The 21,578-nt window shown below is 73.0% G+C and carries 22 protein-coding genes; all 22 read right to left on the bottom strand.

All coding sequences use genetic code 11. From position 1 onward, the window contains the following. Window positions 1-41 precede the first annotated feature (41 nt). The gene (locus IPJ95_09690) at window positions 42-368 is read right to left on the bottom strand and encodes a cell division protein ZapA (protein MBK7923882.1); all 327 of its coding nucleotides are present in this window, start codon (window positions 366-368) and stop codon (window positions 42-44) included. Next, window positions 365-676, bottom strand: coding sequence for a hypothetical protein (locus tag IPJ95_09685; protein ID MBK7923881.1), 312 nt, complete (start codon window positions 674-676; stop codon window positions 365-367). Before IPJ95_09685 ends, IPJ95_09690 begins: the two co-directional genes overlap by 4 nt. After that, window positions 651-3,026, bottom strand: a complete 2,376-nt coding sequence (locus IPJ95_09680; protein ID MBK7923880.1) for a phenylalanine--tRNA ligase subunit beta — start codon at window positions 3,024-3,026, stop codon at window positions 651-653. The genes IPJ95_09685 and IPJ95_09680 overlap by 26 nt, the downstream gene beginning before the upstream one ends. Continuing rightward, the gene (gene pheS, locus IPJ95_09675) at window positions 3,023-4,198 is read right to left on the bottom strand and encodes a phenylalanine--tRNA ligase subunit alpha (GenBank protein MBK7923879.1); all 1,176 of its coding nucleotides are present in this window, start codon (window positions 4,196-4,198) and stop codon (window positions 3,023-3,025) included. The genes IPJ95_09680 and pheS overlap by 4 nt, the downstream gene beginning before the upstream one ends. Window positions 4,199-4,282: 84 nt before the next feature. Beyond that, window positions 4,283-4,636 (bottom strand): 50S ribosomal protein L20, encoded by a 354-nt coding sequence (gene rplT, locus IPJ95_09670; GenBank protein MBK7923878.1) that lies wholly within the window; start codon window positions 4,634-4,636, stop codon window positions 4,283-4,285. Window positions 4,637-4,646: 10 nt separating this feature from the next. After that, window positions 4,647-4,841: a 50S ribosomal protein L35 gene (rpmI, locus tag IPJ95_09665; GenBank protein MBK7923877.1), complete on the bottom strand. Its 195-nt coding sequence runs from the start codon at window positions 4,839-4,841 to the stop codon at window positions 4,647-4,649. A 77-nt stretch (window positions 4,842-4,918) separates the two neighbouring features. Beyond that, a complete protein-coding gene (locus IPJ95_09660; GenBank protein MBK7923876.1) occupies window positions 4,919-5,440 on the bottom strand; it encodes a translation initiation factor IF-3 in 522 nt (173 codons plus the stop codon). A gap of 221 nt (window positions 5,441-5,661) precedes the next feature. Continuing rightward, the gene (locus IPJ95_09655; GenBank protein ID MBK7923875.1) at window positions 5,662-6,555 is read right to left on the bottom strand and encodes an MBL fold metallo-hydrolase; all 894 of its coding nucleotides are present in this window, start codon (window positions 6,553-6,555) and stop codon (window positions 5,662-5,664) included. 58 nt (window positions 6,556-6,613) lie between these two features. Then, window positions 6,614-7,438 (bottom strand): hypothetical protein, encoded by an 825-nt coding sequence (locus IPJ95_09650; GenBank protein MBK7923874.1) that lies wholly within the window; start codon window positions 7,436-7,438, stop codon window positions 6,614-6,616. Continuing rightward, complete coding sequence (locus IPJ95_09645; GenBank protein MBK7923873.1) at window positions 7,435-8,667, bottom strand: hypothetical protein; 1,233 nt, start codon at window positions 8,665-8,667, stop codon at window positions 7,435-7,437. Before IPJ95_09645 ends, IPJ95_09650 begins: the two co-directional genes overlap by 4 nt. Window positions 8,668-8,768: 101 nt before the next feature. Continuing rightward, entirely contained in the window at window positions 8,769-9,389 is a 621-nt protein-coding gene (locus IPJ95_09640; GenBank protein ID MBK7923872.1) for a redox-sensing transcriptional repressor Rex, read from the bottom strand. An 18-nt stretch (window positions 9,390-9,407) separates the two neighbouring features. After that, window positions 9,408-10,247, bottom strand: coding sequence for a ribosomal RNA small subunit methyltransferase A (gene rsmA, locus IPJ95_09635; GenBank protein ID MBK7923871.1), 840 nt, complete (start codon window positions 10,245-10,247; stop codon window positions 9,408-9,410). Window positions 10,248-10,313: 66 nt separating this feature from the next. Then, window positions 10,314-11,828 carry a SpoIIE family protein phosphatase gene (locus tag IPJ95_09630; GenBank protein MBK7923870.1) on the bottom strand — a complete coding sequence of 505 codons (1,515 nt, stop codon included), beginning with the start codon at window positions 11,826-11,828 and terminating at the stop codon, window positions 10,314-10,316. 50 nt (window positions 11,829-11,878) lie between these two features. Then, window positions 11,879-12,355: an ATP-binding protein gene (locus IPJ95_09625; GenBank protein MBK7923869.1), complete on the bottom strand. Its 477-nt coding sequence runs from the start codon at window positions 12,353-12,355 to the stop codon at window positions 11,879-11,881. Beyond that, the gene (locus IPJ95_09620) at window positions 12,352-12,693 is read right to left on the bottom strand and encodes an STAS domain-containing protein (GenBank protein ID MBK7923868.1); all 342 of its coding nucleotides are present in this window, start codon (window positions 12,691-12,693) and stop codon (window positions 12,352-12,354) included. Before IPJ95_09620 ends, IPJ95_09625 begins: the two co-directional genes overlap by 4 nt. Window positions 12,694-12,715: 22 nt before the next feature. Continuing rightward, a complete protein-coding gene (locus tag IPJ95_09615; protein ID MBK7923867.1) occupies window positions 12,716-13,645 on the bottom strand; it encodes a phosphate acetyltransferase in 930 nt (309 codons plus the stop codon). Beyond that, window positions 13,642-14,124 carry a pantetheine-phosphate adenylyltransferase gene (gene coaD, locus IPJ95_09610; GenBank protein MBK7923866.1) on the bottom strand — a complete coding sequence of 161 codons (483 nt, stop codon included), beginning with the start codon at window positions 14,122-14,124 and terminating at the stop codon, window positions 13,642-13,644. The genes IPJ95_09615 and coaD overlap by 4 nt, the downstream gene beginning before the upstream one ends. Beyond that, window positions 14,121-14,636 (bottom strand): 23S rRNA (adenine(2030)-N(6))-methyltransferase RlmJ, encoded by a 516-nt coding sequence (rlmJ, locus tag IPJ95_09605; protein ID MBK7923865.1) that lies wholly within the window; start codon window positions 14,634-14,636, stop codon window positions 14,121-14,123. Before rlmJ ends, coaD begins: the two co-directional genes overlap by 4 nt. Beyond that, the gene (recJ, locus tag IPJ95_09600; protein MBK7923864.1) at window positions 14,633-16,447 is read right to left on the bottom strand and encodes a single-stranded-DNA-specific exonuclease RecJ; all 1,815 of its coding nucleotides are present in this window, start codon (window positions 16,445-16,447) and stop codon (window positions 14,633-14,635) included. Before recJ ends, rlmJ begins: the two co-directional genes overlap by 4 nt. Then, window positions 16,440-17,138, bottom strand: coding sequence for a hypothetical protein (locus IPJ95_09595; GenBank protein MBK7923863.1), 699 nt, complete (start codon window positions 17,136-17,138; stop codon window positions 16,440-16,442). The genes recJ and IPJ95_09595 overlap by 8 nt, the downstream gene beginning before the upstream one ends. Further along, a complete protein-coding gene (gene dnaG / locus IPJ95_09590; protein ID MBK7923862.1) occupies window positions 17,135-19,054 on the bottom strand; it encodes a DNA primase in 1,920 nt (639 codons plus the stop codon). The genes IPJ95_09595 and dnaG overlap by 4 nt, the downstream gene beginning before the upstream one ends. Beyond that, window positions 19,051-21,549, bottom strand: a complete 2,499-nt coding sequence (locus IPJ95_09585) for a Smr/MutS family protein (protein MBK7923861.1) — start codon at window positions 21,547-21,549, stop codon at window positions 19,051-19,053. Before IPJ95_09585 ends, dnaG begins: the two co-directional genes overlap by 4 nt. Between the last annotated feature and the right edge of the window lie 29 nt (window positions 21,550-21,578).

Raw genomic sequence — 21,578 nt, 5'->3', positions numbered from 1 at the left:
CTGCGCCCCGCGCGCACAGCCGTGCGCGCGGTGAGGATGGCCTACCCCGGAATGCCCTGCGGCCCCGTGGCGCGGCGTCCCCGCTTGGAGGGGGGCAGCAGCCGGGCCAGGTCGTCGGCCATCGCGTTGAGCCGGGCGGAATGCTCCCGGTCGCCGCGGCGGGCCTGGAACAACTCATCGGTGATGGCCAGCGCCGCCAGGATCGCCGCCTTGTGGGTCTCCACCTGCGGCAGCATGTCGCGGATGCGCTTGAGCGCCGCGTCCACGTAGGCGGCCACCTCGCGGGTGTATTCCGGCGGCAGTTCGGAGCGGACGGTGTAGTCCTCGCCCCCGATCGTCACCCGGACGGCGTGCTTCGGCGTGCTCATGCGGCGCCCTCATCGGCTTCCTGCTCGAGGAAGCTCAGGCGGGTGGCGAGGATGCGGAGCTTGTCCCGGGCCGCGTCGATCCGCTCGCGGAGGGCCTGGTTCTCCACCTCGAGGTCGATGACGCGCTGCCGCGCCTGCAGCAGCTCGGGGCCGGCCACCACCCCGCCCTTGCTCCGGGCCTCGGCCAGTTCGGCCTCGGCCTTGAGCGAGCGCCGTCGCCAGGCGGCCAGCTCTTCGCCCACGTGCTGGAGGAGGTCCCCCAGCTCATGGAGCGCGTGCGCGTCAGGACGTTCGTAGCTTTGCGTCAAGCTGTTTCTCCACCGCCTTGAGCACCCGGCCCACCAGCCCGTCGACGTCTTCGTCGCGGACGGTCCGGTCCGGCGCCCGCACGGTCAGGCGCACCTGCACCGCCCGGTGGTCCGGTCCCAGCTGCTCGCTGCGGAACTCACTCACGATGGTCACGTCTTCCAGCAGCGCCCCGCCCGCCTGCCGCACGATCCGCAGCACGTCGGCCACCGCGACCCCGGGGCCCAGCAGGAGGTTGAGGTCCCGCCACGCCGACGGGGTGGTCGGGAGCGCACGGTATCGCGCCGGCGGCGCCGGCACCGCGCTCAGCTCCACCTCCAGCCCGAACACCGGGGCCGCCCAGGCCGGCGGCTCCGCCGCCTGCCGCCGGGCCGAGCCCACCGTCCGGCCCTGGCCGTCGCGCGCGATCCAGCCGGTTGCATCAAGATGCACAGTGGCCGACGGGTTGGCCAGAGCAACCGCCCGTTCGAACAGGGACTTGAGGTCCCACAGATCGAAGTCCGGCACCACCCCGCCCTCCGTCCAGTGGCCCGGATGGCGGGCACCGGTCACCACGGCGGCCACCCGGGTGGTCTCCACCGGCCGTCCGCCGCCCGGCGCCGCCGCGAATCCCGCCCCCACCTCGAACAGCCGGACATCCCGCACCTGCCGGGACCAGTTGGTCTGCACCGCGCGGAGCATGCTCGGGAGCACCGACTCCCGCAGCCACGCCTCCTCGCTGGAGAGCGGGTTGAGCAGCCGGAGCGAGCCCGGGCCGGCGGCGGGGCCCAGCGAGAGGGTCTGGGCCTCGTAGAGGCCCCAGGCCACGAGCCCGTTCCGGACTCGGGTGATGGCCTGGTCGAGCGGCTGGTCGGCCAGGCGGCCCACCCGGTAGGGGCGCAGCTCGACCGGAAAGGTGTCGTACCCGTGCAGCCGCGCGATCTCCTCGATGAGGTCGATCTCGGTGGACAGGTCGGGCCGCCAGCCGGGAAGGTCCACCGCCAGCCGGTGGTCCTCCGGCTTGTTGAGCACGGTGCAGCCGACGGCCACCAGGTACTGCTCGATGGCCGCGACCGGCAGGTCCGCGCCCAGCACCTGGGCCACCCGCGCGGTGCGCAGGAAGACCCGCGGCGGGTTGGACGGCGTGGGCCAGACGTCGGCGGCCTCCTCCACCCGGCCCCCGGCGGTGGCCAGGATGACGGCGGCGCAGCGACGCTGGGCGTCGGGGAGGCCCCAGAGATCCACCCCGCGCTCGAACCGGTAGGAGGCGTCGGTGGAGAGGCCCAGCGCCCGCCGGGTGCGGCGCACCCGCGCCGGCTCGAAGCAGGCGCACTCCAGCAGCAGGTCGGTGGTGGCGGCCGAGACCTCGGTGTTCTCCGCCCCCATCACCCCGGCCACGCCGATGACCCGCTCGGCGTCGGCGATGACGGTCATGTCGGCCGTCAGGGTGCGGGTGACGCCGTCGAGGGTCACCACCGTCTCCCCCGCCCGGGCCCGCCGCGCCACCACCGTGGGCCCGCGCAGTTGCGCCAGGTCGTAGGCGTGCATGGGGTGGTTGAGCTCGAGCATCACGTAATTGGTGGCGTCCACCACGTTGTTGATGCTGCGCACCCCGGCCGCCTCGAGCCGCTCCGCCAGCCAGCGCGGCGAGGGACCCACCGTCACCCCGCGGATCACCACCGCGGTGAACCTCGGGCAGCCCTCGGTGTCGTAGGTGCCGACCGTGACGCCGGAGACCAGCGCCCGCTGGCCCTCGGCGCGCGGCAGGGTGCCCAGCCCCTCGGTCGGGGTCCCGGGCAGGTCCGGGAGCCGGAACGGCACCCCGTAGCTCCACGCCAGCTCGCGCGCGATCCCCTTGTGTCCCAGCAGGTCGGCGCGGTTGGGCGTGACGTCCACGACCAGCCGGTCATCGCCCACCGGCAGCACCTCGAGGAACGGGGTGCCGGGGGCGGCCTCGGTGTCGAGCTCGAGGATGCCATCGTGCTCCTGCCCCAGTCCCAGCTCGCGGGCGGAGCAGAGCATCCCCTCGGACACCTCGCCGCGGATCTTGCGGCGCTCCAGGGTGAGCCCGCCCGGGATGGTCACACCCACCCGGGCAAAGGGGTACTTCTTCCCGGCGGTCACGTTGGGGGCGCCGCACACCACGTGGCGCCGTTCGTCACCGCCGTCGTTCACCAGGCAGACCCGCAGGCGGTCGGCATTGGGATGCGGCGCCACCGACTCGACGTGGCCCACCACGATGGCCTCGAGGCCCGGGTGCAGCGGCTCCACGGCATCCACGGGCGCGCCCAGCGTGGCCAGGCGCCGGACCAGGTCGTCGGCCTCGAGCGGGCGGCGGAGGAACCCCTCCAGCCAGCGGCGGGAGACGTTCATCGGGTCGGCTCGGCGGCTCGGCGGCTCGGCGTGCCGCTGAACTGTTCCAGGAAGCGCATGTCGCTCTCGTACAGCAGGCGGATGTCGGTGATGCCGAAGCGGTTCATGGCGATCCGTCCGGGGCCCATGCCGAAGGCGAAGCCGGTGTACTTCTCCGGGTCGAGGCCGCAGTTGGCCAGCACGTTGGGATGCACCATGCCCGCGCCCAGGATCTCCATCCACCCCGTGCCCTTGCAGGCGGGGCAGCCCGTGCCGCCACACACGCCGCAGCTCACGTCCATCTCCGCCGAGGGCTCGGTGAAGGGGAAGAACGAGGGGCGGAAGCGCACCGCGGTCTTCGCGCCGAAGAACTCCCGGGCAAAGTGGCTCAGCGTGGCCTTGAGGTCCACGAACGAGATGCCCTCGTCCACCACCAGCCCCTCGACCTGCGCAAAGACCGGGGCGTGGGAGGCGTCGAAGGGGTCCTTGCGATACACCCAGCCTGGGATGACCACCCGCACCGGGGGCGGGTCCTGGAGCAGCACGCGGATCTGCACCGGACTGGTGTGCGTGCGGAGCAGCCAGCGGCCCTCGTCACGGGCGCGGCGGTCGGTGGCCTCGCGCCGCTCGCTCGTGTCCTCGATGCCCGAGGTCCGGTTGCGGCGGCGGTCGGTGCCGGCGCGGCGCTCGGGAATGTCGAGGTAGAGCGTGTCGTGCATGTCCATCGCCGGGTGGTCCGGCGGGAAGTTGAGCGCGCCGAAGTTGAACCACTCGGTCTCGATCTCGGGGCCGGTGGCGCGGGCAAAGCCGAGGCCACGGAAGATCGTGACGATCTCCTCGACCACCTGGGTCACCGGGTGCGGCGCGCCGGTCCAGCGGGGCCGACCCGGCATGCCGAGGTCGGTGCCGCGGGCGGCGCGGGTGGCGGCCGCGGCGGCCAGCTCGGCCCGGCGGGCCTCGAAGGCAGCCTCGAGCTCGGCCCGCAGCCGGTTGGCGCGGGCGCCCACGGTGCGCTTGGCCTCGGCGGGCAGGCCGGGGAGGACGGTCTTGAGGAACTCGGTGAGGCGGCCCTGCTTGCGGCCCAGGAGGGCGATGTACTCCGCCTCGAGGTCCGGCTCGGCGAGCGTGGCGACGGCGGGCAGGCGGGCCGCGATCGCGTCGAGTTCCTGGGCGTGGTCAGCGTGGTCGGCCATGGCATCCCGGGGGAGCGGAAGTCACGCGGGGTCACCCACCACTGGCGGGCGACCCCACGGGGTACGGCACGTGTCGGGCTGCCCTCAGACCGCGGCCTTCGCGACCTCGGCGATCTTGGCGAAGGCGTCCATGTCCCGGACGGCGAGATCGGCGAGGACCTTCCGGTTGATCTCCACGCCGGCCTTCTTGAGCGCCGCCATGAAGCCGCTGTAGCTGAAGCCGTGCATCCGGCACGCCGCGTTGATGCGGGTGATCCAGAGCGTGCGGAACTCGCCCTTCTTCTTGCGCCGGTCGCGGTAGGCGTACTGCATGGCCCGCTCGACCGTCTCCTTGGCGGGACGGTAGAGCTTGCTGCGGGCACCGCGCGCGCCCTTGGCGGCGCGCATGATCTTCTTCTTGCGGGCGTGGTGAGCGACGTTGCTCTTGACGCGAGGCATGGTGGCTCCCTTACGCCTGCAGGAGGCGGTTGACGCGCGGGAAGTCGGCCGACGCCACCAGGGCGCCCTTCTTGAGCCGGTTCTTCCGCTTGCGGGTCTTCTTGGTGAGGATGTGGCTGTGGTTGGCGTGCCAGCGCTTGAGCTTCCCGGTGCCGGTCCGGGTGAAGCGCTTCATCGCGGCGCGCTTGGTCTTCTGCTTGGGCATTGCGTTCTCCATCAGCGGGGGGCCACCGGCCCGCCCTGCGTTTCAGCGGCGCACACAGCCGTGCGCGCCTGTGTCGATCACTTGGGGGCCAGCACCATCACCATGTTGCGGCCCTCGAGCTTGGCGTCCTGCTCCACCTTGCCGATATCCGACAGCGTGCCGAAGAAGCGGTCGAGGACGGCCTTGCCGAGCTCGACGTGCGCCAGCTGCCGGCCGCGGTACATCATGGTGACCTTCACCTTGTTGCCTTCCAGCAGGAACTCGCGGGCGTGCCGGCTCTTGAACTCGAAGTCGTGCTCCTCGATGCCGGGACGGACCTTGATTTCCTTCAGGTGGATCACGTGCTGCTTCTTCTTGGCCGCGCGGGCGGCCTTCGCTTCCTCGAACTTGTACTTGCCGTAGTCCATGATCTTGACCACGGGCGGTCGCGCCATCGGCGCCACTTCCACCAGGTCGAGGCCGCGCTCCACCGCGGCGGCCAGCGCCTCCTCGACCGGCAGCACACCCAGCTGCTCGCCTCCGGGACCGATCACCCGGAGAGGACTGATCCGGATCTGCCGATTGATGCGGACCCGGCGCTCACGCTCGTTGGTGGACAGTCTGGCACCCCTCCCGAAAAAGAAAACGGACACCCCGTGAACCCCTGGGTGTCCGGTAACAGCGGGCACGAGCGCCTGGGCGCCCGGCCGAACAATCGCTGCGCACTGGACCCGGTCGCGCCGGCCGAGGCCGGGCTGGGGGTGGGGGGCCTCTCGCCCCCACTTCAAAAACCGGCGGTAAAGCTAGCCCCGGGCGGGGGTTTGGTCAACCGACCACCCCGCTAGGCCCGGACCACCTCCGCCAGCCCCACGCCCTTCCCCTCCTGCACCGCCCGGCCCATCGCCACGTGGGCATCATGCTCGAAAATGAACCACCAGCCCGCCGGCACCGCCTCCGCGAACAGGGCCCGCTTGGACTCCAGGGTCCGCAGCGGCTCCAGGTCGTAGCCCATGATCCAGGCCAGGGGGAGGTGGTGATGGGTGGGGATCACGTCGCCGAGGAAGACCGCGGTCTCCCCGCCGCTCCGCAGCACCAGGCTCTGGTGCCAGGGGATGTGCCCCGGGGTCATCCGGGCCGAGATCCCGGGGAGGATCTCGCCATCGCCCTCGAGCAGCCGCCACCGCCCCGCGGCCGCGACCGGCTCGTAGTTGGGCGGCAGGTAGCTGGCCCGGGTGCGCTCGTTGGTGTGCCGGGCGAACTCGAGCTCGTGGCGCTGCACGACGTACGTGGCGTTCGGGAAGGCCAGGCGGGGGGCCGGCGCGGCGTCCGCCGACCGGGGCGCGTCGAGGGTGGTATTGCCCCCGGCGTGGTCGAAGTGCAGGTGGGTGTTGATGACCCACCGGACCTCCTCCGCCCGATGCCCCGCGGCGCGGAGCGCGTCCTCCAGGCGGGTGGGTCCGGGGTCCCCGCGATTCTCCACCGCGTAGATGTCGAGGAACTTCTGCTCCTCCTTGTTCCCCAGGCCGGTGTCGACCAGCACCAGGCCGTCGGGATGCTCCACCAGCAGGCAGCGCATGGTGAGCGGGATCCGGTTCCGCTCATCCGGGGTGATGTTGCGGGTCCACAGGGGCCGCGCCACCACGCCGAACATCGCCCCGCCATCGAGCCGGACGTCCCCGGCGTCGAGGAGATGGCAGCGCAGGGCGCCGAGCTGGAAGGTGTGGCAGAGCGGCATGCGGTGGAAAGAAGATGGATGAGGGGGACGGGGGAAGGGGTGGCGCGACGTGGGACGGCTACGGCCCGGTGGCTGGCGCACGCTTCCCGCTGCGGGTCAGGCCCTCGAGATCGGCGAGGGTCCGCGCGCCCTGCTCCCGCGCCAGGTCGAGCAGGCGCTCCAGCACCACCGCGGTCACCAGGGCATCGCCGGCGGCGCGGTGGCGGGCCGGGTTCTCGAGCCCGAAATGCAGGCTCAGGCTGTCGAGGCTGCGGGATTCGAGGACGGGCAGGAGCTTGCGCGCCAGCCGCACCGTGCAGAGCGACGGCCCCGACAGGCCCAGCGCGCGGGCGCGGCGCACCTCGGCCGTGAGGAACCCCCAGTCGAAGCGCGCGTTGTGGGCCACGAAAACCCGGCCGGCGAGCGCCGCGATCACGTCATCGGCCACCTGGTCGAAGGTGGGCGCCGAGGCCACCATCCGGTCGGTGATGCCGGTGAGCCCCTGGATGCGGAGGGGAATCGGCACGCCCGGATTGACCAGCGACTCGAACACCAGCTCCCGCCGGGTGCCGTGCACCACCACCACGGCGATGTCGGTGATGCGGTCGGGCCCGCTGGCCCGCATGCCGGTGGTCTCCACGTCGACCACGGCGAAGGCGCACTCCTCCACCAGCGGCGAGCCCTGCACCTCCGCGATGAGCGCCCAGCGACCGTCGTCGAGCTGGCGCACCCGGGGGTCGGCGGAGAAGAGCGCCACCGCCAGCCGCTCCGCCACCGCGCGGGGCGCGCCCGGCATCCCCAGCACCTCCGCGGCGATCCGATCGGCGTCGAGCGGCCCCCCCAGCATCAGCAGCATGGCGCGCTCCACCAGGGTCCGCTCGGGGAAGCTCGCCAGCCCGATCACAGCGCGGCCCGCGCCAGTGGCAGGGTCATGCAGCGGGGGCCGCCCCCGCCCCGCGAGAGCTCGTCGCCGTCGATGGTCACCACCGTGCGGTGCTTGGTGTCGAGCCAGTCGTCGAAGGCCACGAAGTCCACGCTCGAGACCACCCGGAAGCCCGCCTGCTTGAGCGCCTCGATGGTCCCCTCGTTGCGGCGGTAGCTCACCACCACCCCCGGCTTGAGCGCCACGAAGTTGCAGCCGCTGGTCCACTGCTCGCGGTCCTGGGTGGCCCGCCGGCTGCCCCCGGTGAAGACCGGTTCGAGCGGCATCCCGACGTCCTTGAGGGCGGAGAAGAAGTTGGGCATCTCGCGCACCCCGTCCTCGCCCTTCTTCCGGTGCAGCACGGCCAGCCGCTCGGGGCCCAGGAAGTAGGGGGGATACACGGCGCAGAGCTCGCGGTCCAGCTGGGTGAACAGCATGTCCAGGTGGATGGCGGTCGGCTCCTTGGGCATCACCACCACCAGCACGTCGGTGATCCCGGTGCGGGCAAACAGCACCTCACACAGCTTGTCGATGGCCGCGGCGGAGGTGCGCTCGCTGAAGCCCACCAGCAGGAGGTCGGGGCGCAGCAGGTGCAGGTCGCCGCCTTCGAGGGTGTAGTCGCTGCGGCGCTCCTCGGAGCCGTCGTACAGCAGCCCCTCATTGCCCAGCGTGGGGTGATAGGCAAAGAGCGTCTTGATCAGCAGCTCCTCGGTCCAGCGCACCCCATGGCGCATCGAGCCCACCACCGCGTGCCGCCCGATCACCACGCCGATGTCCCGCGGGAAGAAGAGGTTCGGCAGCGGCGGCAGCATGTAGCCGATGGCGTTGAGGGCCCGCCCCACCGCGCCCCCCTCCGCCTCAACACCCTCGATGATGAGCCGGGCCAGCGCCCGCGGCTCCAGCTCGCTCAGCTGCCGGCCCAGGAACTCCGAGGGCACCACGTCGAGGGTGCTGCGGGTGAAGTACTCCCGCGCCTCGGGGCGCTCCAGCGCCTCGGCCAGCAGGTCGGCCACCTGGTACACCGTGGCGAACCGCTGCAGCACCGCCACGAACCGGCGGTGCTCCCGCTGCGCCGGCTCCACCTGGATGATGTCGTCGTAGAGGTAGTCGCCCTTGTTGCCCGGCGTGACGGCGCGCAGCTCCGCTCCCGGCGTGTGCACCAGGACCGACTGCAGCTGCCCGATCTCGGAGGTGATGTGGAGTGAGGCCATGGCCGCCGGGAAGGTAAGGTGGGCGGGGAATTACCGGAAAGGGGAACCAGGCAATGGACGGGCATCCGCGGCCCCGCACGGCACCCGTCGTGGCCAGCCGCCTATCGATTGGTCAGGGCGTAGCTCAGCGTCTCGAGCTCCAGGGCCAGGTTCACCGTCTTGACCACCACGTCGTCGGGGACGCTGAGCTGCACCGGGGCGAAGTTGAGCACCGCCTTCACGCCGACGCTCACGCACCGGTCGGCCACCGCCTGGGCGGCCTCGGCGGGGGTCACGATCACGGCGATGTCCACCGGCTGGCGACGGAACTCGGCCTCGAGCTCACGGATGTCGCGCACGGTCAGGCCATTCCATGCCTTCCCCACCTTGGACAGGTCGGTGTCGAAGATGGCCACGATCTCGAAGCCCCGCTGCAGGAAGCCGCGATACTGGACCAGGGCGCTGCCGATCTTCCCCGCCCCGATCATCGCCACCCGATAGGTGCGCCCCAGCCCGAGGATCTCGCGGAGCTTCTGCACCAGTTCGCCCACCGAATACCCGAGCCCCCGCTTGCCGAAGGACCCGAAGAAGGACAGGTCCTTCCGCACCTGGGCAGACGTCGTCCCGCCCCGGGCCGCGAGGGCCTCGGAGCTCACGGTCTCGGTCCCCTGCTCCTCGAACTCCTCGAGGAAGCGCAGGTAAAGCGAGAGCCGCCGGACGGTGGATTCGGCGATCTTGCGCATCGGCTATTGTGAAATCTTTCACAAATCTAGCCGGTGGGGGCCGGGGGGCGGTAGGGCGGCGGTTCGGCGAGGCGGCCAGGCAGGTCCCACGCACGCGAACAGCCTCGCGAACGTGGAGGGATCGAGTTCCTGCGGCCGCGTGGCGGGTGGAATGCCGGCATACGCCAGCCAGGTGGTGGCGTCCTCCCCCGTGCCGCCCGTCAGCTCCCGGAGGCCGCGCACCAGCTGCTTTCGGCGGAAGCCGAACAGCCCCACCACGAAGCGCCGGAACGCCGCGGTGTCCGCGGGGGGGATCAGCGGCTCGGCCAGGGGGGTGAGCCGCAGGAGGGCCGAGTCGACCTTGGGGGGCGGCCGGAACGCGCCGGCGGGCACGGTGAAGAGTCGCTCCACGTGCGCCACGGCCTGCAGACCGACGCTCAGGGCGCCATAGTCGCCCCCGCCGGGCGCGGCGGCCACCCGATCGGCCACCTCCTTCTGCACCAGGAACACCACCACCCGGGGCCGCGGCGGCGTGAGCGCCTGCTCCAGCAGCGGGGTGGTGATGTTGTAGGGGATGTTCCCGGTGATGCGCACCGGGCCGGGGCCCGCGAGCGCGTGCCAGTCCTCCTCGAGCGCGTCCGCCTCGATGATCGTGATGCCCGGGAACCGCGCGCGCAGGGCCGGGATCAGGTCCCGGTCCTTCTCGATGACCACCAGGCGCCCGGCGCGCCGCGCCAGCTCCGCGGTGAGCCCCCCGGGCCCCGGCCCGATCTCGAGCACGGTGTCGCCCGGCTCGATGCCGACCGCGTCGGCGATCCGGCCCAGGATCCGTGGGTCGTGCAGGAAATGCTGGCCGAAGCGCTTCTTGGCGGGTGGCATCTGGGAAGGGGGAAACGGGAAGCGGGAAACCGGAAACGGGGTCCGGCGCCGTGCGCCGGGCCGCACCTACATCCGCAGCACGAGCAGGGTGCGGTCGTCGGCGGGGTGTGGCGTGGCCTTGTCGGCCTCCTGGAAGATGGCCTTGACGATGGTATCGGGATTGGCCGTGCGGCGGTTGGCGAGCTCGGCCAGGAGGCGCTCCTCGCTGAAGCCTTCCCCGCCCCGCTGGTCCACCAGGCCGTCGGTATAGAGGCACAGGAGGTCGCTGCCCGGGACCCAGGGTACCTGGTGGCGGCGGATGCTGCCGGGCTCGGCCAGCCCGAGCGGCGGCGCGGTGGTGGGCAGGCGCTCGGGGGCGCCGGAGGCGGCCAGCCGGAAGGCGTGCTGGTGCCCCGCGCTGGCGTAGACCAGCCGCCGGTTGGCGGGATCGAGCACGCCGTAGAACACCGACAGGTACATCTCGGTGGAGGCCAGCTCCTCGCCGATGCTCTCGAGCATCGACACCAGCACCTCGTCCGGAGTGGAGCCGGCGTGGGCGTGGATGCCCGCGGCGGCCATCACCAGCGCCATGACCAGCGCCGCGGAGAAGCCGTGTGATGAGACGTCACCCAGCATCACGCCCACCCGGCCGTTGCCGAGGCGGGTGAAGGTGTAGAAGTCACCCCCGACGTTGTCGACCGGGCGGCAGATGGCGGCCACCAGGGCATCGTTCTGCAGCACGCCGGGCGAGGGCAGCAGCTTGAGCTGGAGGTCGTGGGCCAGCTCGAGTTCCCGCTGCAGCCGCTGGCGGCGCAGGTCGCGCTGGACCAGGCGGGCGTTCTCGATGGCGGCGCCGATCTGGTTGGCCACGGCGGAGACCAGCTTGGCATCCGAGGGGGTGAAGCTGTCGCCCAGCAGGCGGTCGGTCAGGTTGATCACCCCGACGCAACGCCCCCCCGCCCCATAGCAGATGGGGATGCTGAGGAAGGCCTGCCCCTTGTAGTTGCGCGGGTCGTGGGAGCCGGGGTTCTGGGCCAGCGGATCGGAGGGATCGAAGACGATGATGCGCTTCTCCCGGAACACCCGCGCCGCCACGGAGTCGCGGTCCTCGACGCCCACCGGCTCGAGGCCGTCGGCGGAGAAGCCCTGGGCGGCCACGTTCCGGAGCAGGCTCGCCTCCTCGTCGTGGACCATGATCGAGGCCCGCCGCGCGCCCACGACTTCGGCCACCTCGTGGACGATTGTCGGTGCGGCCTCCTCGAGCTTGACCGTATGGCCCAGGATCTCGCTGATGGCGTAGAGGAGGTCAATCTCCTTGTAAACGCCGGTGAGCTCCTCCACCACGCCGCCGGTCTCGCGCTCCGCGGTGAGGAACGCGCCGACGATCCCCACCAGCTGGGGCGCGAGTTCGCGCGCCCGGGCCTCGGGGAGGTCGGCGAGCTCCACCCAGAACTCGCGGCTGTCGGGGACGGGGGCCAGCCAGACGCTGCCGGTGGGGGTCGGCACCAGGCCCGCGGTGGCGGGCATCGGGGGGGAGAAGCCGGGGTCGGGTCCGGGACCGAACCGCCGCAGGGCCCGGCCGTCGAATCGCCACAGCCGCACCCGGGCGCCGACCAGCGCGCCGAGGGCGTCCGCGACGGCCTCGAGGCTCGTTAGTGGCGGCGCAGTGTCATGCAGATGGAATTCCCCTGCGCGTTGAACCGGACGTCGTCGACGAGGTTGCGGATCAGGAAGAGCCCGCGCCCGCTGGCCTGCTCCAGCTCCTCCGGCAGCAGGGGGGCGGATACGCTGGACGGATTGAAGCCGGGTCCCTGGTCGGTGATCTCCACCCGGACCAGCTCGGCCCCGAGCTCGGCCTCGACCTGGACGGTCTTGGAGCGGTCTTCCTGGTTGCCGGCGACGATGGCGTTGGCCAGCGCCTCGGCGATGGCCACGCGGAGATTGAAGCGCCGCTTACGGCAGAGCCAGCTGTCGCCGCAACAGTGCCGCACCAGCAGGTCCACCACCTCCTCGATGCAGGCCACGTCGCTCGGCACGGTGAGCGAGACCTGGATCGTGGCCCCCGACGGAGCGGGGACCCGGCGGCGGCGGAGGCAGAGCCGGAGCGACGCCGGCAACGGCGCCGTCACCCGGCGAAGCTCCCGACCGCCCGCTCGGCGGTGTCGCTGATGGCAAAAAGGGTGTCGAGCTTGGTGAGCTCGAACAGAGACCGGAGGTCCTCGTTGAGCCCGGCCAGCCGGAGTTCCCCGCCCTGTTCGCGCACCTTCTTGGAGATCGACACCAGGGCACCCAGCCCGGAGGAGTCGATGTAGCCGGTACGGGAGAAATCGATCACGAAGCGGCGCTCGCCGTGGTCCAGGGCCTCCTGGATCGCGGTCTTGAGCTCCTGCCGGTTGCCGACGATCAGCTGCCCCTCGACCCGGATCAGGTACACCCCACCCGGGTCCTTGCTTGCCGAGAATCCCATGTGATGCCTTCGGTTAGAGCGATCAGGCGTCCTGGCCCTGCAGGGCCACCATGGCGGCCACCTCCACAATATCCTCCGGGCTCGCCCCGCGCGAGAGGTCGCTCATGGGACGGGCCAGACCCTGCAGGAGGGGCCCCAGGGCGGCCGCCCCGGCCAGCCGCTGTACCAATTTGTACCCAATGTTGCCGCTGTCGAGCCCCGGGAACACCAGGATGTTCGCCGCCCCGGCCACCGGGGACCCCGGGGCCTTCCGGGCGGCCACCTCGGGAACGAGGGCGGCATCGGCCTGGAGCTCGCCGTCGGAGGGGATGTCCGGGGCCAGCTCGCGAAACCGGGCGGCGGCCTGGCGCACCCGGGTCACGGTGGCGCTCTCGGCGCTGCCGCGGGTGCTGAACGACAGGAACGCCACCCGGGGCTGGTCCCCGACCAGCCGGGGACGGTCGCGGGCGGCGGCGAGGGCGATCTGGGCCAGGACCTCGGGCTCGGGATCGGGCACCACGGCGCAGTCGGTGAAGGTGAGCACGCGCCCGTCGGGCAGCGCCATGTAGAAACTGGAGCTGACGGTACGGACCCCGGGCGCGGACCCGATCGCCCACAGGGCGGCCCGCAGCACCTCGGCGGTGCTGGCCACCGCCCCCGCGACGCAGGCGTCGGCCTCGCCCAGGGCCACGAGGGAGGCCCCGAACCGGATCGGGTCGGTGGCCAGGTCGAGGGCGTGCACGGCGTCGTGCACCCGGTCGGGACGGCGGTCGCGGAGGTGCTGGGCCACCCGGGCGTAGCGGGGGTCGCGCACCGGGTCGATGGCCCCCGGGCCGATCAGGATCGGGGTGGCGATGCCCTCGTTCGCGAGCCGCGCGGCGGCCGCCTGGACCCGGGGGTCGCCGGCTTCAGGGAGGACGATCCGCGGCCGCCGGGCGGCGGCGCGGCGGAGCAGGTCGGCGCGGAAGGTCACCGGCTGAAGCGGCGGCGGAGCGCCGCGTCGACCACCGGGTGCACCAGGGTGGAGACGTCCCCCCCGTAGCGGGCCACCTCGCGCACCAGGCTCGAGCTCAGGTAGGTGGCGTCCTCGGGGGGTACCAGGAAGACGGTCTCGAGGCCGGGCAGCAGGTGGCGGTTCATCATGGCCATCTGGAACTCGTACTCGAAGTCGCTCACGGCGCGGAGGCCGCGGATGATGAGCGTGGCCCCGGCGTCGCGGGCAAAGTCCACCAGCAGCCCCTCGAAGGTGGCGAAGCTCACCCGGGGCTCCTCGCCCACCACGGCGCGCAGCATGTCGAGCCGCTCCTCCACCGAGAAGAGCGGCTGCTTGGTGGAGTTGCGCGCGATGGCCACGATGACCTGGTCGGCGAGCGCGAGGCTGCGGGTGACCAGGTCGGTGTGGCCGCGCGTGGGCGGATCGAAGGAGCCGGGATAGACGGCGATTCGGGTCATGGCGCGTAGCAGAAGGTGATGGCCGTATCGCCGTAGCGACGGGTGTCGTCGCCCGGCACCGCCGTCTTCGCGGGATGCTCCACCGCCAGAATGCGCGCAAACGGCGTCCGGCGGAAGAGGGCAACCAGCTGCCCGGCGTCGTCCCGGGTGTAGGGCGGGTCGGCGAGGGCCAGGTCGTAGGCGCCCGGCGCCAGCCGGTCGGCGAAGCGCAGCGCGTCGCCACGGTGCACCGTCACCCGGCCCTCGACGCCCAGCGCCTCGATGTTGGCCCGGAGCGCGGCCAGCGACGGGGGATTCAGCTCCACGAAGTCCACCCGGCCGGCGCCGCGCGAGAGCGCCTCGAGCCCGAGCGCGCCGCTGCCGGCGTAGAGGTCGAGCACTCCCGCGCCGGGCAGCGCCTCCTGCAGGATGCTCATCCACGCCTCGCGCACCCGGTCGGCGGTGGGCCGCACCCGCGGGTCGGCGGGGACCGCGAGCCGGCGGCCGCGGAATTCACCCCCGACGATCCTCAAATCGACGGCTCGGCGGCTCGGCGGCCCGATGGCTCGGCCGCTCGGCGGCCCGGCGGCTCGGCCGGCGTGGCTGGCTGGGGGGCTCGCGCCGGGGTGAGCGCCACGATCCGGGCCTGGAGCGAGACGGTGCCCTGGTACTCGTTCTCCTCGAGGCGGAAGGCGCAGTCCACAGGCGCCGGCGGCTGCCCTGGCCCGGCCCAGGGGGCGCGTTCTGCCCAGCCGAAGCCGATCGCCGCCAGCCGCCCACCTCCGGCCGCCAGCGTCCCCTTGAGGTGGCTCCCCCCGACCTTGCGCACCCCCTCGAAGCGCACGCCGCGGGCCCCGAAGACGGGGGTGGGGTTGCCCATGCCGCAGGGCTCGAGGTAGCGGCAGAGCCGCTCCAGCTCCGGGGTCACCGCGCCGAGCTCGAGCACCAGGTCCACCCGCTGCTCGGGGCCGAGGTCGTCCGCGCCGAGGGTGGCGCGGGCCACGCCGGCAAAGCGCTCGCGGAAGGCATCGAGGTGCTGCCGGCGGATGGTGAGCCCGGCGGCCATGTGGTGCCCGCCGAAGCGCTCCAGCAGGTCGCCGCACTGGTGCAGCGCGGCATGCAGGTCGAAGCGCGAGATGCTGCGCCCGCTGCCCTTCCCGACGTCGCCGTCGAGGGCGATCAGGAACGCCGGCCGGCCGTAGCGCTCGACGACTCGCGACGCGACGATCCCGACCACGCCGGGGTGCCAGCCGTCCGCGGCGAGCACCAGGGCGGTGTCGCGGTCGGGATCGCGGTCCCGCTCCACCTGCTGGATGGCCTCCTCGAGGATCCGCTGGTCGAGCCCCTGGCGCTGCACGTTCATCGCCTCGAGCCGGGTGGCGAGCTGCAGCGCCTCGTCCGGATCGTCGGTGAGCAGGAGGCGGATGCCGTCGGCGGCGTCGCCCACCCGGCCGGCGGCGTTGAGGCGCGGCGCCAGCATGAAGCCGACCTGCCCCGCGCGGATGTCCTTGTCGGCCAGGCCGCTCACGCGGATGAGGGCCGCGAGCCCGGGCCACCGGGTCTGCCGGAGCAACCGGAGGCCGTGCCGCACCAGCACGCGGTTCTCGTCCACCAGCGGCACGATGTCGGCGATCGTGGCCAGCGCCACGAGGTCGAGGAAGTGCAGCGGCAGGTTGGCCGGGAGGCCGAGGACCGGGACCAGCGCCTGCACCAGCTTGAAGGCGATGCCGGTGCCGCAGAGCTGGGTGAGCCCCGAGCGGTCGGCCGGCTGCTGCGGGTCGACGATGGCCTCGGCCGCGGGGAGCTCGGCCCCGGGCAGGTGGTGATCGGTGATGACCACGCGGAGGCCGCGCGCGCGCGCCGCCGCCACCGCCGCCACCGCGGTGATGCCGCAGTCACAGGTGAGAATCAGGCCGGCGCCCGCGGCGACGGCGGCCTCGATCCCGGCCTCGCCGAGGTCGTAGCCGTCGCGCAGCCGATGGGGCACGAAGGGGGTGACCCGGGCCCCCGCGGCCCGGAGGGCGCGGGTGAGCACGGCGGTGGCGCACTGGCCGTCCACGTCGTAGTCGCCGTGTACCAGGATGCCGGTGCCGTCGTGCACGGCGCGGCGGATGACCTCCACCGCCGCGGCCATCCCGGCCAGGCTGAGCGGGTCGGCGAGCTGCACGAGCTCGGGCCGCAGGAACCGCCGGGCCTCCCCGGGATCGGTGAGACCGCGCCGGACCAGCAGCGCGGCCAGTGCGGGGCCCACGCCCAGCCCCTCGCCCAGGCTGGCCACCAGCGCCGGCTCCGGCGGCGCGTCCACCCGCCAGCGGAGCGGCGGGACCGGGAAGGCGCTATTCAACGGTTTCGTCGGCGTAGAGAATCACGCCGCAGCTCTCGCATGCGTCGATGAGGGTGCCGGCGCGGATCTGGCTGCGCCGGTTGAGTGGCACCTGGGTGAAGCAGGCGCCGCAGGAGGGCCCGCTGAGCGCGACCACCACGCGCACCGACTTGACCGTGCGGAGCCGCTCATACCGCCCCCGCAGCGCCTTGTTCACCTCGGCGGCCGCGGCCTCGCGGGCGGCCAGCGCCTCGCCCCGGCGCGCCTCGGCGTCGGCCCGGCGGAGGTCGATCTCGCCCCGCGCGACCTTCTGGGCGTCGCGCATCTCGGCCAGGCGGCTGCCCGCCTCGGTGCCCGCGGCCTCGAGCCCGGCGATGATCTCCGCCTGCTTGAGCCACTCCCCCTCTTCCTTGGCCAGGATGGAGCGGGCCAGGTCGAGCTCGGCCATCACGGCCTGGCTCTCCTTCTGGTTGCGGATCTGGTCGAGCCGCGCCTTGCCCCGCTCCTCGAGCTTCCGGTAGTTCTCCAGCTTGCCTTCCATCTCCACCCGCCGCCGGGTGGCATCGGCCACCGCCTTGGCATTCTGGGCCACGGCCTTCTCGCCGTCGGCCAGCTGCAGGTCAAGCGCCTCGACCTCGGCCAGGATGGCGTCGAGGGCCTGGTCGGCCTCGAGCAGGGTACGGTCCTTCGCCTGCAGTTCGAGCAGCTTCAACAGATCTGGGTGCATCGGACGGCCTCGGGGTTGAGCGGGTGATCGGTGATGGAATCTTGAGTCGGCGGCTCGGCGGCCCGGCCTAGCCGGGCGGAGCCGAGCGACGGACGTTGCGTCGCGCCAGCTGGAAGCCCTGGGTGCGGTATTCCTCGGGATAGCGTTCGCGCAGCTCGCGCGCCTGCCGGTCCTTCTCGGCCATGAGCGCGGGCCGCTCGGCATCGCTCGCGCCGCGGATGCGTTCGTTGAGCTGGCGCCAGACCCGGAAGGCGGGCCGGGCCTCGAGCCGGCGCGCCGCGCCGGCAAAGAGGTTGGCCTGCCCCGCCTGGTCGAGCGGCACGTCGGTGCCGGCCACCCGCTCCCACAGCTGGCGCAGCGCGTCGGGGAGCCCGTCGGGGGGCAGCGCCACCCCGGGCTCGCTCAGGCCGAGCAGCACGTCGAACAGCATCCGGTTGGCGGTCGACTCGAACCACTCCGGGTGCAGCTCCTCGTGGGCCCGGTGCCGCCACTCCTCGCTCTGGATCATCAGCCGCAGCAGCTGCACCTCGGTGCGGGCGCCGGAGCGCGGGCCCGCCGGCTCCGCGGTCCGTCGCGGCGGCGGCTCCGCGGCCCGGCGGCCCGGCGGCTCCGCGGGCGGCTTCGGGGCGGGTGGCGACTTCGTGCTCCAGCACCTTCTTGTCCACGCCGGACCGCTCCGAGACCAGCGAGAGGTACAACTCCCGCTGGATCGGGTCGCGGGTGGCGCGGATGGTGGGGAGCAGGCGGTCGAGCGCCTCCCGGCGATGCTCGATCCCGCTGAACCAGCCGCGCCGGTCGAGGATCTGGATCTTCCGCTCCATCACGTCGAGGGCGTCGCGCAGGATGGGCCCGAGCGCCTCCGCCCCGCCCCGCTGCACCAGGGTGTCCGGATCCTCGCCCTCGGGCATGGTGGCCACCCGGACCCGCACCTCATGGCGCAGCAGCTCGTCGGCGGCGCGGAAAGTGGCCTTGAGGCCGGCCATGTCGCTGTCGAGCAGCAGCACGGCCTGCGGGGCGAAGCGCTTGAGCAGCACCGCCTGCTCGGCGGTGAGCGCGGTCCCCAGCGGGGCCACCACGTGCTCGATGCCGGCCATGACCAGCCGCAGCACGTCGAAGTAGCCCTCGACCAGGATGACCGCGCCTTCCTTGCGGATGTGGTTCTTGGCGGCGTGCAGGTTGTACAGCGTGCCGCCCTTGTGGAACACCGGCGACTCGGGGCTGTTGAGGTACTTGGGTTCGCCCGGACCGAGCAGCCGGCCACCGAAGCCCACCACCCGGCCGCGGAGGTCGTGGATGGGGAAGAGCAGCCGGCCGCGGAACCGGGGGATGATCGTGCCGTCCTCGCGCTGGGCCAGGAGGCCAGCCTCGAGCAGCAGCCGGGGATCGAGGCCGAGCTGGGTCATGGCCTGCTGGAAAGCGGCGCCCCGGGGGGCGTAGCCCAGCTCGTAGGGCCCGGCCGCTTCGAGGTCGATGCCGCGGCCGGCGAGGTACTTCCGCGCGCCGGCGGCCTCGGGGTTCTCCGCCAGCTGGCGGACGAACCAGTCGTGCGCCACCGCCACCGCCTGGAACAGCGGTTCGCGCGGGTCGGGCCCCTGCCGGGGGCCGGACTCGGGAATCACCACGCCCACCTTCTTCGCCACCTCGCGCACCGCGGTGGGATAGTCCATGCCGTACTGCTTCATGTACCACGAGAAGATGTCGCCCGCCGCCTTGCAGACGAAGCAGTAGAAGCTCCCCTTCTTGGGGATCACCGCGAAGTTGCGATGCTGCCCACCGTGGAAGGGGCAGGCGCCGCGGTAGTCCGCCCCGGTGCGCTTGAGGTCGACCTTCTCGCCGATGATCGACACCAGGTCGGCGGCGTCGCGCACCTGCTCGATGATCTCGTCGGGGATCATGCTCATCCGGCGAACTCCACCACCGTCACGCCGGTGCCGCCCAGGTTGGCGGGGGCAAAGGCGTGGCTGCGCACCCGGCGGTCGCGGCGGAGCACCTGCTGGACCCGGTCGCGGACCACGCCGGTGCCCTTGCCGTGGATGATCCGCAGGTAGGGCTGCTCGGCGAGGACCGCCGCGTCGAGGGCCGCGAGCACGGTCTGTTCGGCCTCCTCGCCGGTGAGGCCGCGGAGATCGAGCTCGAAGCTCGCGGCGTCGGTGGGCTCGCGGCTCGGCGCCTCGACCCGCCGGCGGCCCGGCGCCTCCGCGAGCGGGGTCAGCGACGCCGGCTCCACCACCAGCTTGAGGGAGCCCACCCGGACCACGGCCTTGCCGTCGCCGCGGACCTCGAGCACGTGGCCGATGGTCCCGCTCTCCATGCGCACCCGGGTCCCGGGCACGAGGGAAGCCGCCGCCGGGCCACCGAGCCGCCGTTCCAGGTCATCCATGGCCCGCACGGCGCCGGCGGCCTCCGCCGCCGCCTGCTCCACGGCGCGCCGCGCCTCGCGGGCGCTCTCGTCCCGCGCCTCGCCCGCCTTGGCGATGGCGGCTTCCACCTTTTCGCGCGCATCGAGCAGGAAGGCGCGGGCCTGCTCGCGCGCCGACTTCTCGGCCTCGCGTTCGCGCTTGCGGAGGGCGGTGTCGCGGATCTCCTGCGCTTCGGCCTGGGCCGCGAGGGCGGCGGTCCGGTCCTCCGCCACCTCCAGCCGGACCCGCAGCTCCTCCTCGCGCAGCGCCAGGGCGCGGTCCCGCGCCTCCACCTGCGCCAGGAGCGCATCGAGCGTGCGCTCGGCGTCGGGCACCTGGGCTTCGGCCTCGGCCAGCACGTCGGCCCGTACCCCGAGCCGCCGCGCGATGGCCAGCCCGTAGGACCGGCCCGGCACCCCCTTGGCGAGCAGGTAGGTGGGCCGGAGCGTGGCGGCGTCGAACTGCAGCGAGGCGTTCACCACGCCCGGCGTGGAGGTGGCGATGCGCTTGAGCGCACCGAGGTGCGTGGTGGCGAGGGTCAGGGCCCCGCGGCGGGTGAGCGACACCAGCGCGGCGGCGGCGAGCGCGGCCCCCTCGGCGGGATCGGTCCCGCTCCCTACTTCGTCCAGCAGCACCAGGGAACCCTCGTCCGCGTCGTCGAGGATCTCGCGCAGCAGCGTGAGGTGGGCGCTGAAGGTGGAGAGGCTGGCGGCGATGGACTGCCGGTCGCCGATGTCGGAGAAGATGCGGCGGCAGACCGGGAGGGTGCTGCCGGGCCCCACCGGCGGGATGATCCCGCTCTGGGCCAGCGCCACGTGCAGCCCGACCGCCTTGAGCAGCACCGACTTTCCGCCGGTGTTGGGGCCGGAGAGGAGGATGGTCCGCTCCCCCTCCGCGATGGTCAGGTCGAAGGGCACCACCACCGGTGGCGCCGCCGAGCGGCCGCTGGCGGGCTCGGAGGCCAGCAGCAGGGGATGGCGGCCACGGACGATGCACAACTCCGCCGGTGCCGTGACCACCACCGGCGCATGGCCATCCACCTCGGCGGCCCACCGGGCCCGCGCCACGAGGTCGTCCACGGCCACGCACATCTGGTGCAGCGCGCGCAGCTCGGCCACGTGGGGACGGAGCCCCTCGCTCAGGTCGCGCAGGACCTTGAGCTCCTCCCGCGTGGCGCGGGCCTCGGCCTCGCGCAGCGCGTTGCCGAGCCCGATCACGGCGGCCGGCTCCAGGTAGAGCGTGGCGCCGCTGGCGGACTCGCCGTGGATGATGCCGTCGGGCCGGGTGCGGAGGTCCCGCGGCACGGGGATGACGTAGCGCCCGTCGCGCAGGGTGACCCCCCCCTCGCCCCCCACGGCGCGGAGGATCACCTCGAGCTTCTGCACCAGCCGCTCGCGCGCAGTCCGGATGTCACTGCGCGCCTCGGCGAGCGCCGGGCTCGCGGTGTCACGGACGCCGCCGTCATCGTCGAGCGCCTGCTCCAGCCGCTTCTCCAGCGGCTTGACCGGGAGCGGCGCCTCGAGCGGCGCCACCTGCGGCGCCTCGGCCGCCACCCGGCGGAGCTCACCCACCACGAGGCGCGCGGCGGTGAGCGTGCGGCGCAGCGCGAGCAGCTCCTGGCCGTCGAGCACGCTGCCGGGAATGCGCAGGCGGCCCAGGATGGCGGTCGCCTCGGGGACCGACTCCGCGACCACCCCCCGGCCGCCGCGGGCCAGCCGCGCCAGCTGGTCGACGCGGACGAGTTCCTCCCGCACCTGGGCGGTGTCGGTGGAGGGACGACGGGCGCGCACGCTGGCGGCGCCCAGCGGGCCGGCAGCGCGCGCGGCGACCTCGTCCAGGACGGCGGGGAACTCGAGGTCGGAGAGCGGGGCCTGCCAGAAATCGGGGCCGTCGGCGGGGCGGGAGGCGGAAAAGTGCCCCGGAAAGGCGGACGGGGTGCCAGCGTCCGTAGACACCAGCACCCCGTCCGGGGTATTCGTCTCGATCTGGTCGGCCATCAGGCCCGCGGTACTCCGCGAGGCGTACG

Source organism: Gemmatimonadota bacterium, from assembly GCA_016713785.1.
In the GTDB taxonomy this organism is placed as follows: domain Bacteria; phylum Gemmatimonadota; class Gemmatimonadetes; order Gemmatimonadales; family GWC2-71-9; genus JADJOM01.
This window is presented reverse-complemented; position numbering and strand designations above follow the sequence as displayed.

Bases quoted from the DNA above. Each gene is read 5' to 3' on its own strand.
- IPJ95_09690 (MBK7923882.1), bottom strand. From the start codon at position 368: ATGAGCACGCCGAAGCACGCCGTCCGGGTGACGATCGGGGGCGAGGAC.
- IPJ95_09680 (MBK7923880.1), bottom strand. From the start codon at position 3,026: ATGAACGTCTCCCGCCGCTGGCTGGAGGGGTTCCTCCGCCGCCCGCTC.
- pheS (MBK7923879.1), bottom strand. From the start codon at position 4,198: ATGGCCGACCACGCTGACCACGCCCAGGAACTCGACGCGATCGCGGCC.
- rplT (MBK7923878.1), bottom strand. From the start codon at position 4,636: ATGCCTCGCGTCAAGAGCAACGTCGCTCACCACGCCCGCAAGAAGAAG.
- rpmI (MBK7923877.1), bottom strand. From the start codon at position 4,841: ATGCCCAAGCAGAAGACCAAGCGCGCCGCGATGAAGCGCTTCACCCGG.
- IPJ95_09655 (MBK7923875.1), bottom strand. From the start codon at position 6,555: ATGCCGCTCTGCCACACCTTCCAGCTCGGCGCCCTGCGCTGCCATCTC.
- IPJ95_09645 (MBK7923873.1), bottom strand. From the start codon at position 8,667: ATGGCCTCACTCCACATCACCTCCGAGATCGGGCAGCTGCAGTCGGTC.
- IPJ95_09640 (MBK7923872.1), bottom strand. From the start codon at position 9,389: ATGCGCAAGATCGCCGAATCCACCGTCCGGCGGCTCTCGCTTTACCTG.
- rsmA (MBK7923871.1), bottom strand. From the start codon at position 10,247: ATGCCACCCGCCAAGAAGCGCTTCGGCCAGCATTTCCTGCACGACCCA.
- IPJ95_09620 (MBK7923868.1), bottom strand. From the start codon at position 12,693: ATGGGATTCTCGGCAAGCAAGGACCCGGGTGGGGTGTACCTGATCCGG.
- coaD (MBK7923866.1), bottom strand. From the start codon at position 14,124: ATGACCCGAATCGCCGTCTATCCCGGCTCCTTCGATCCGCCCACGCGC.
- dnaG (MBK7923862.1), bottom strand. From the start codon at position 19,054: ATGAGCATGATCCCCGACGAGATCATCGAGCAGGTGCGCGACGCCGCC.
- IPJ95_09585 (MBK7923861.1), bottom strand. From the start codon at position 21,549: ATGGCCGACCAGATCGAGACGAATACCCCGGACGGGGTGCTGGTGTCT.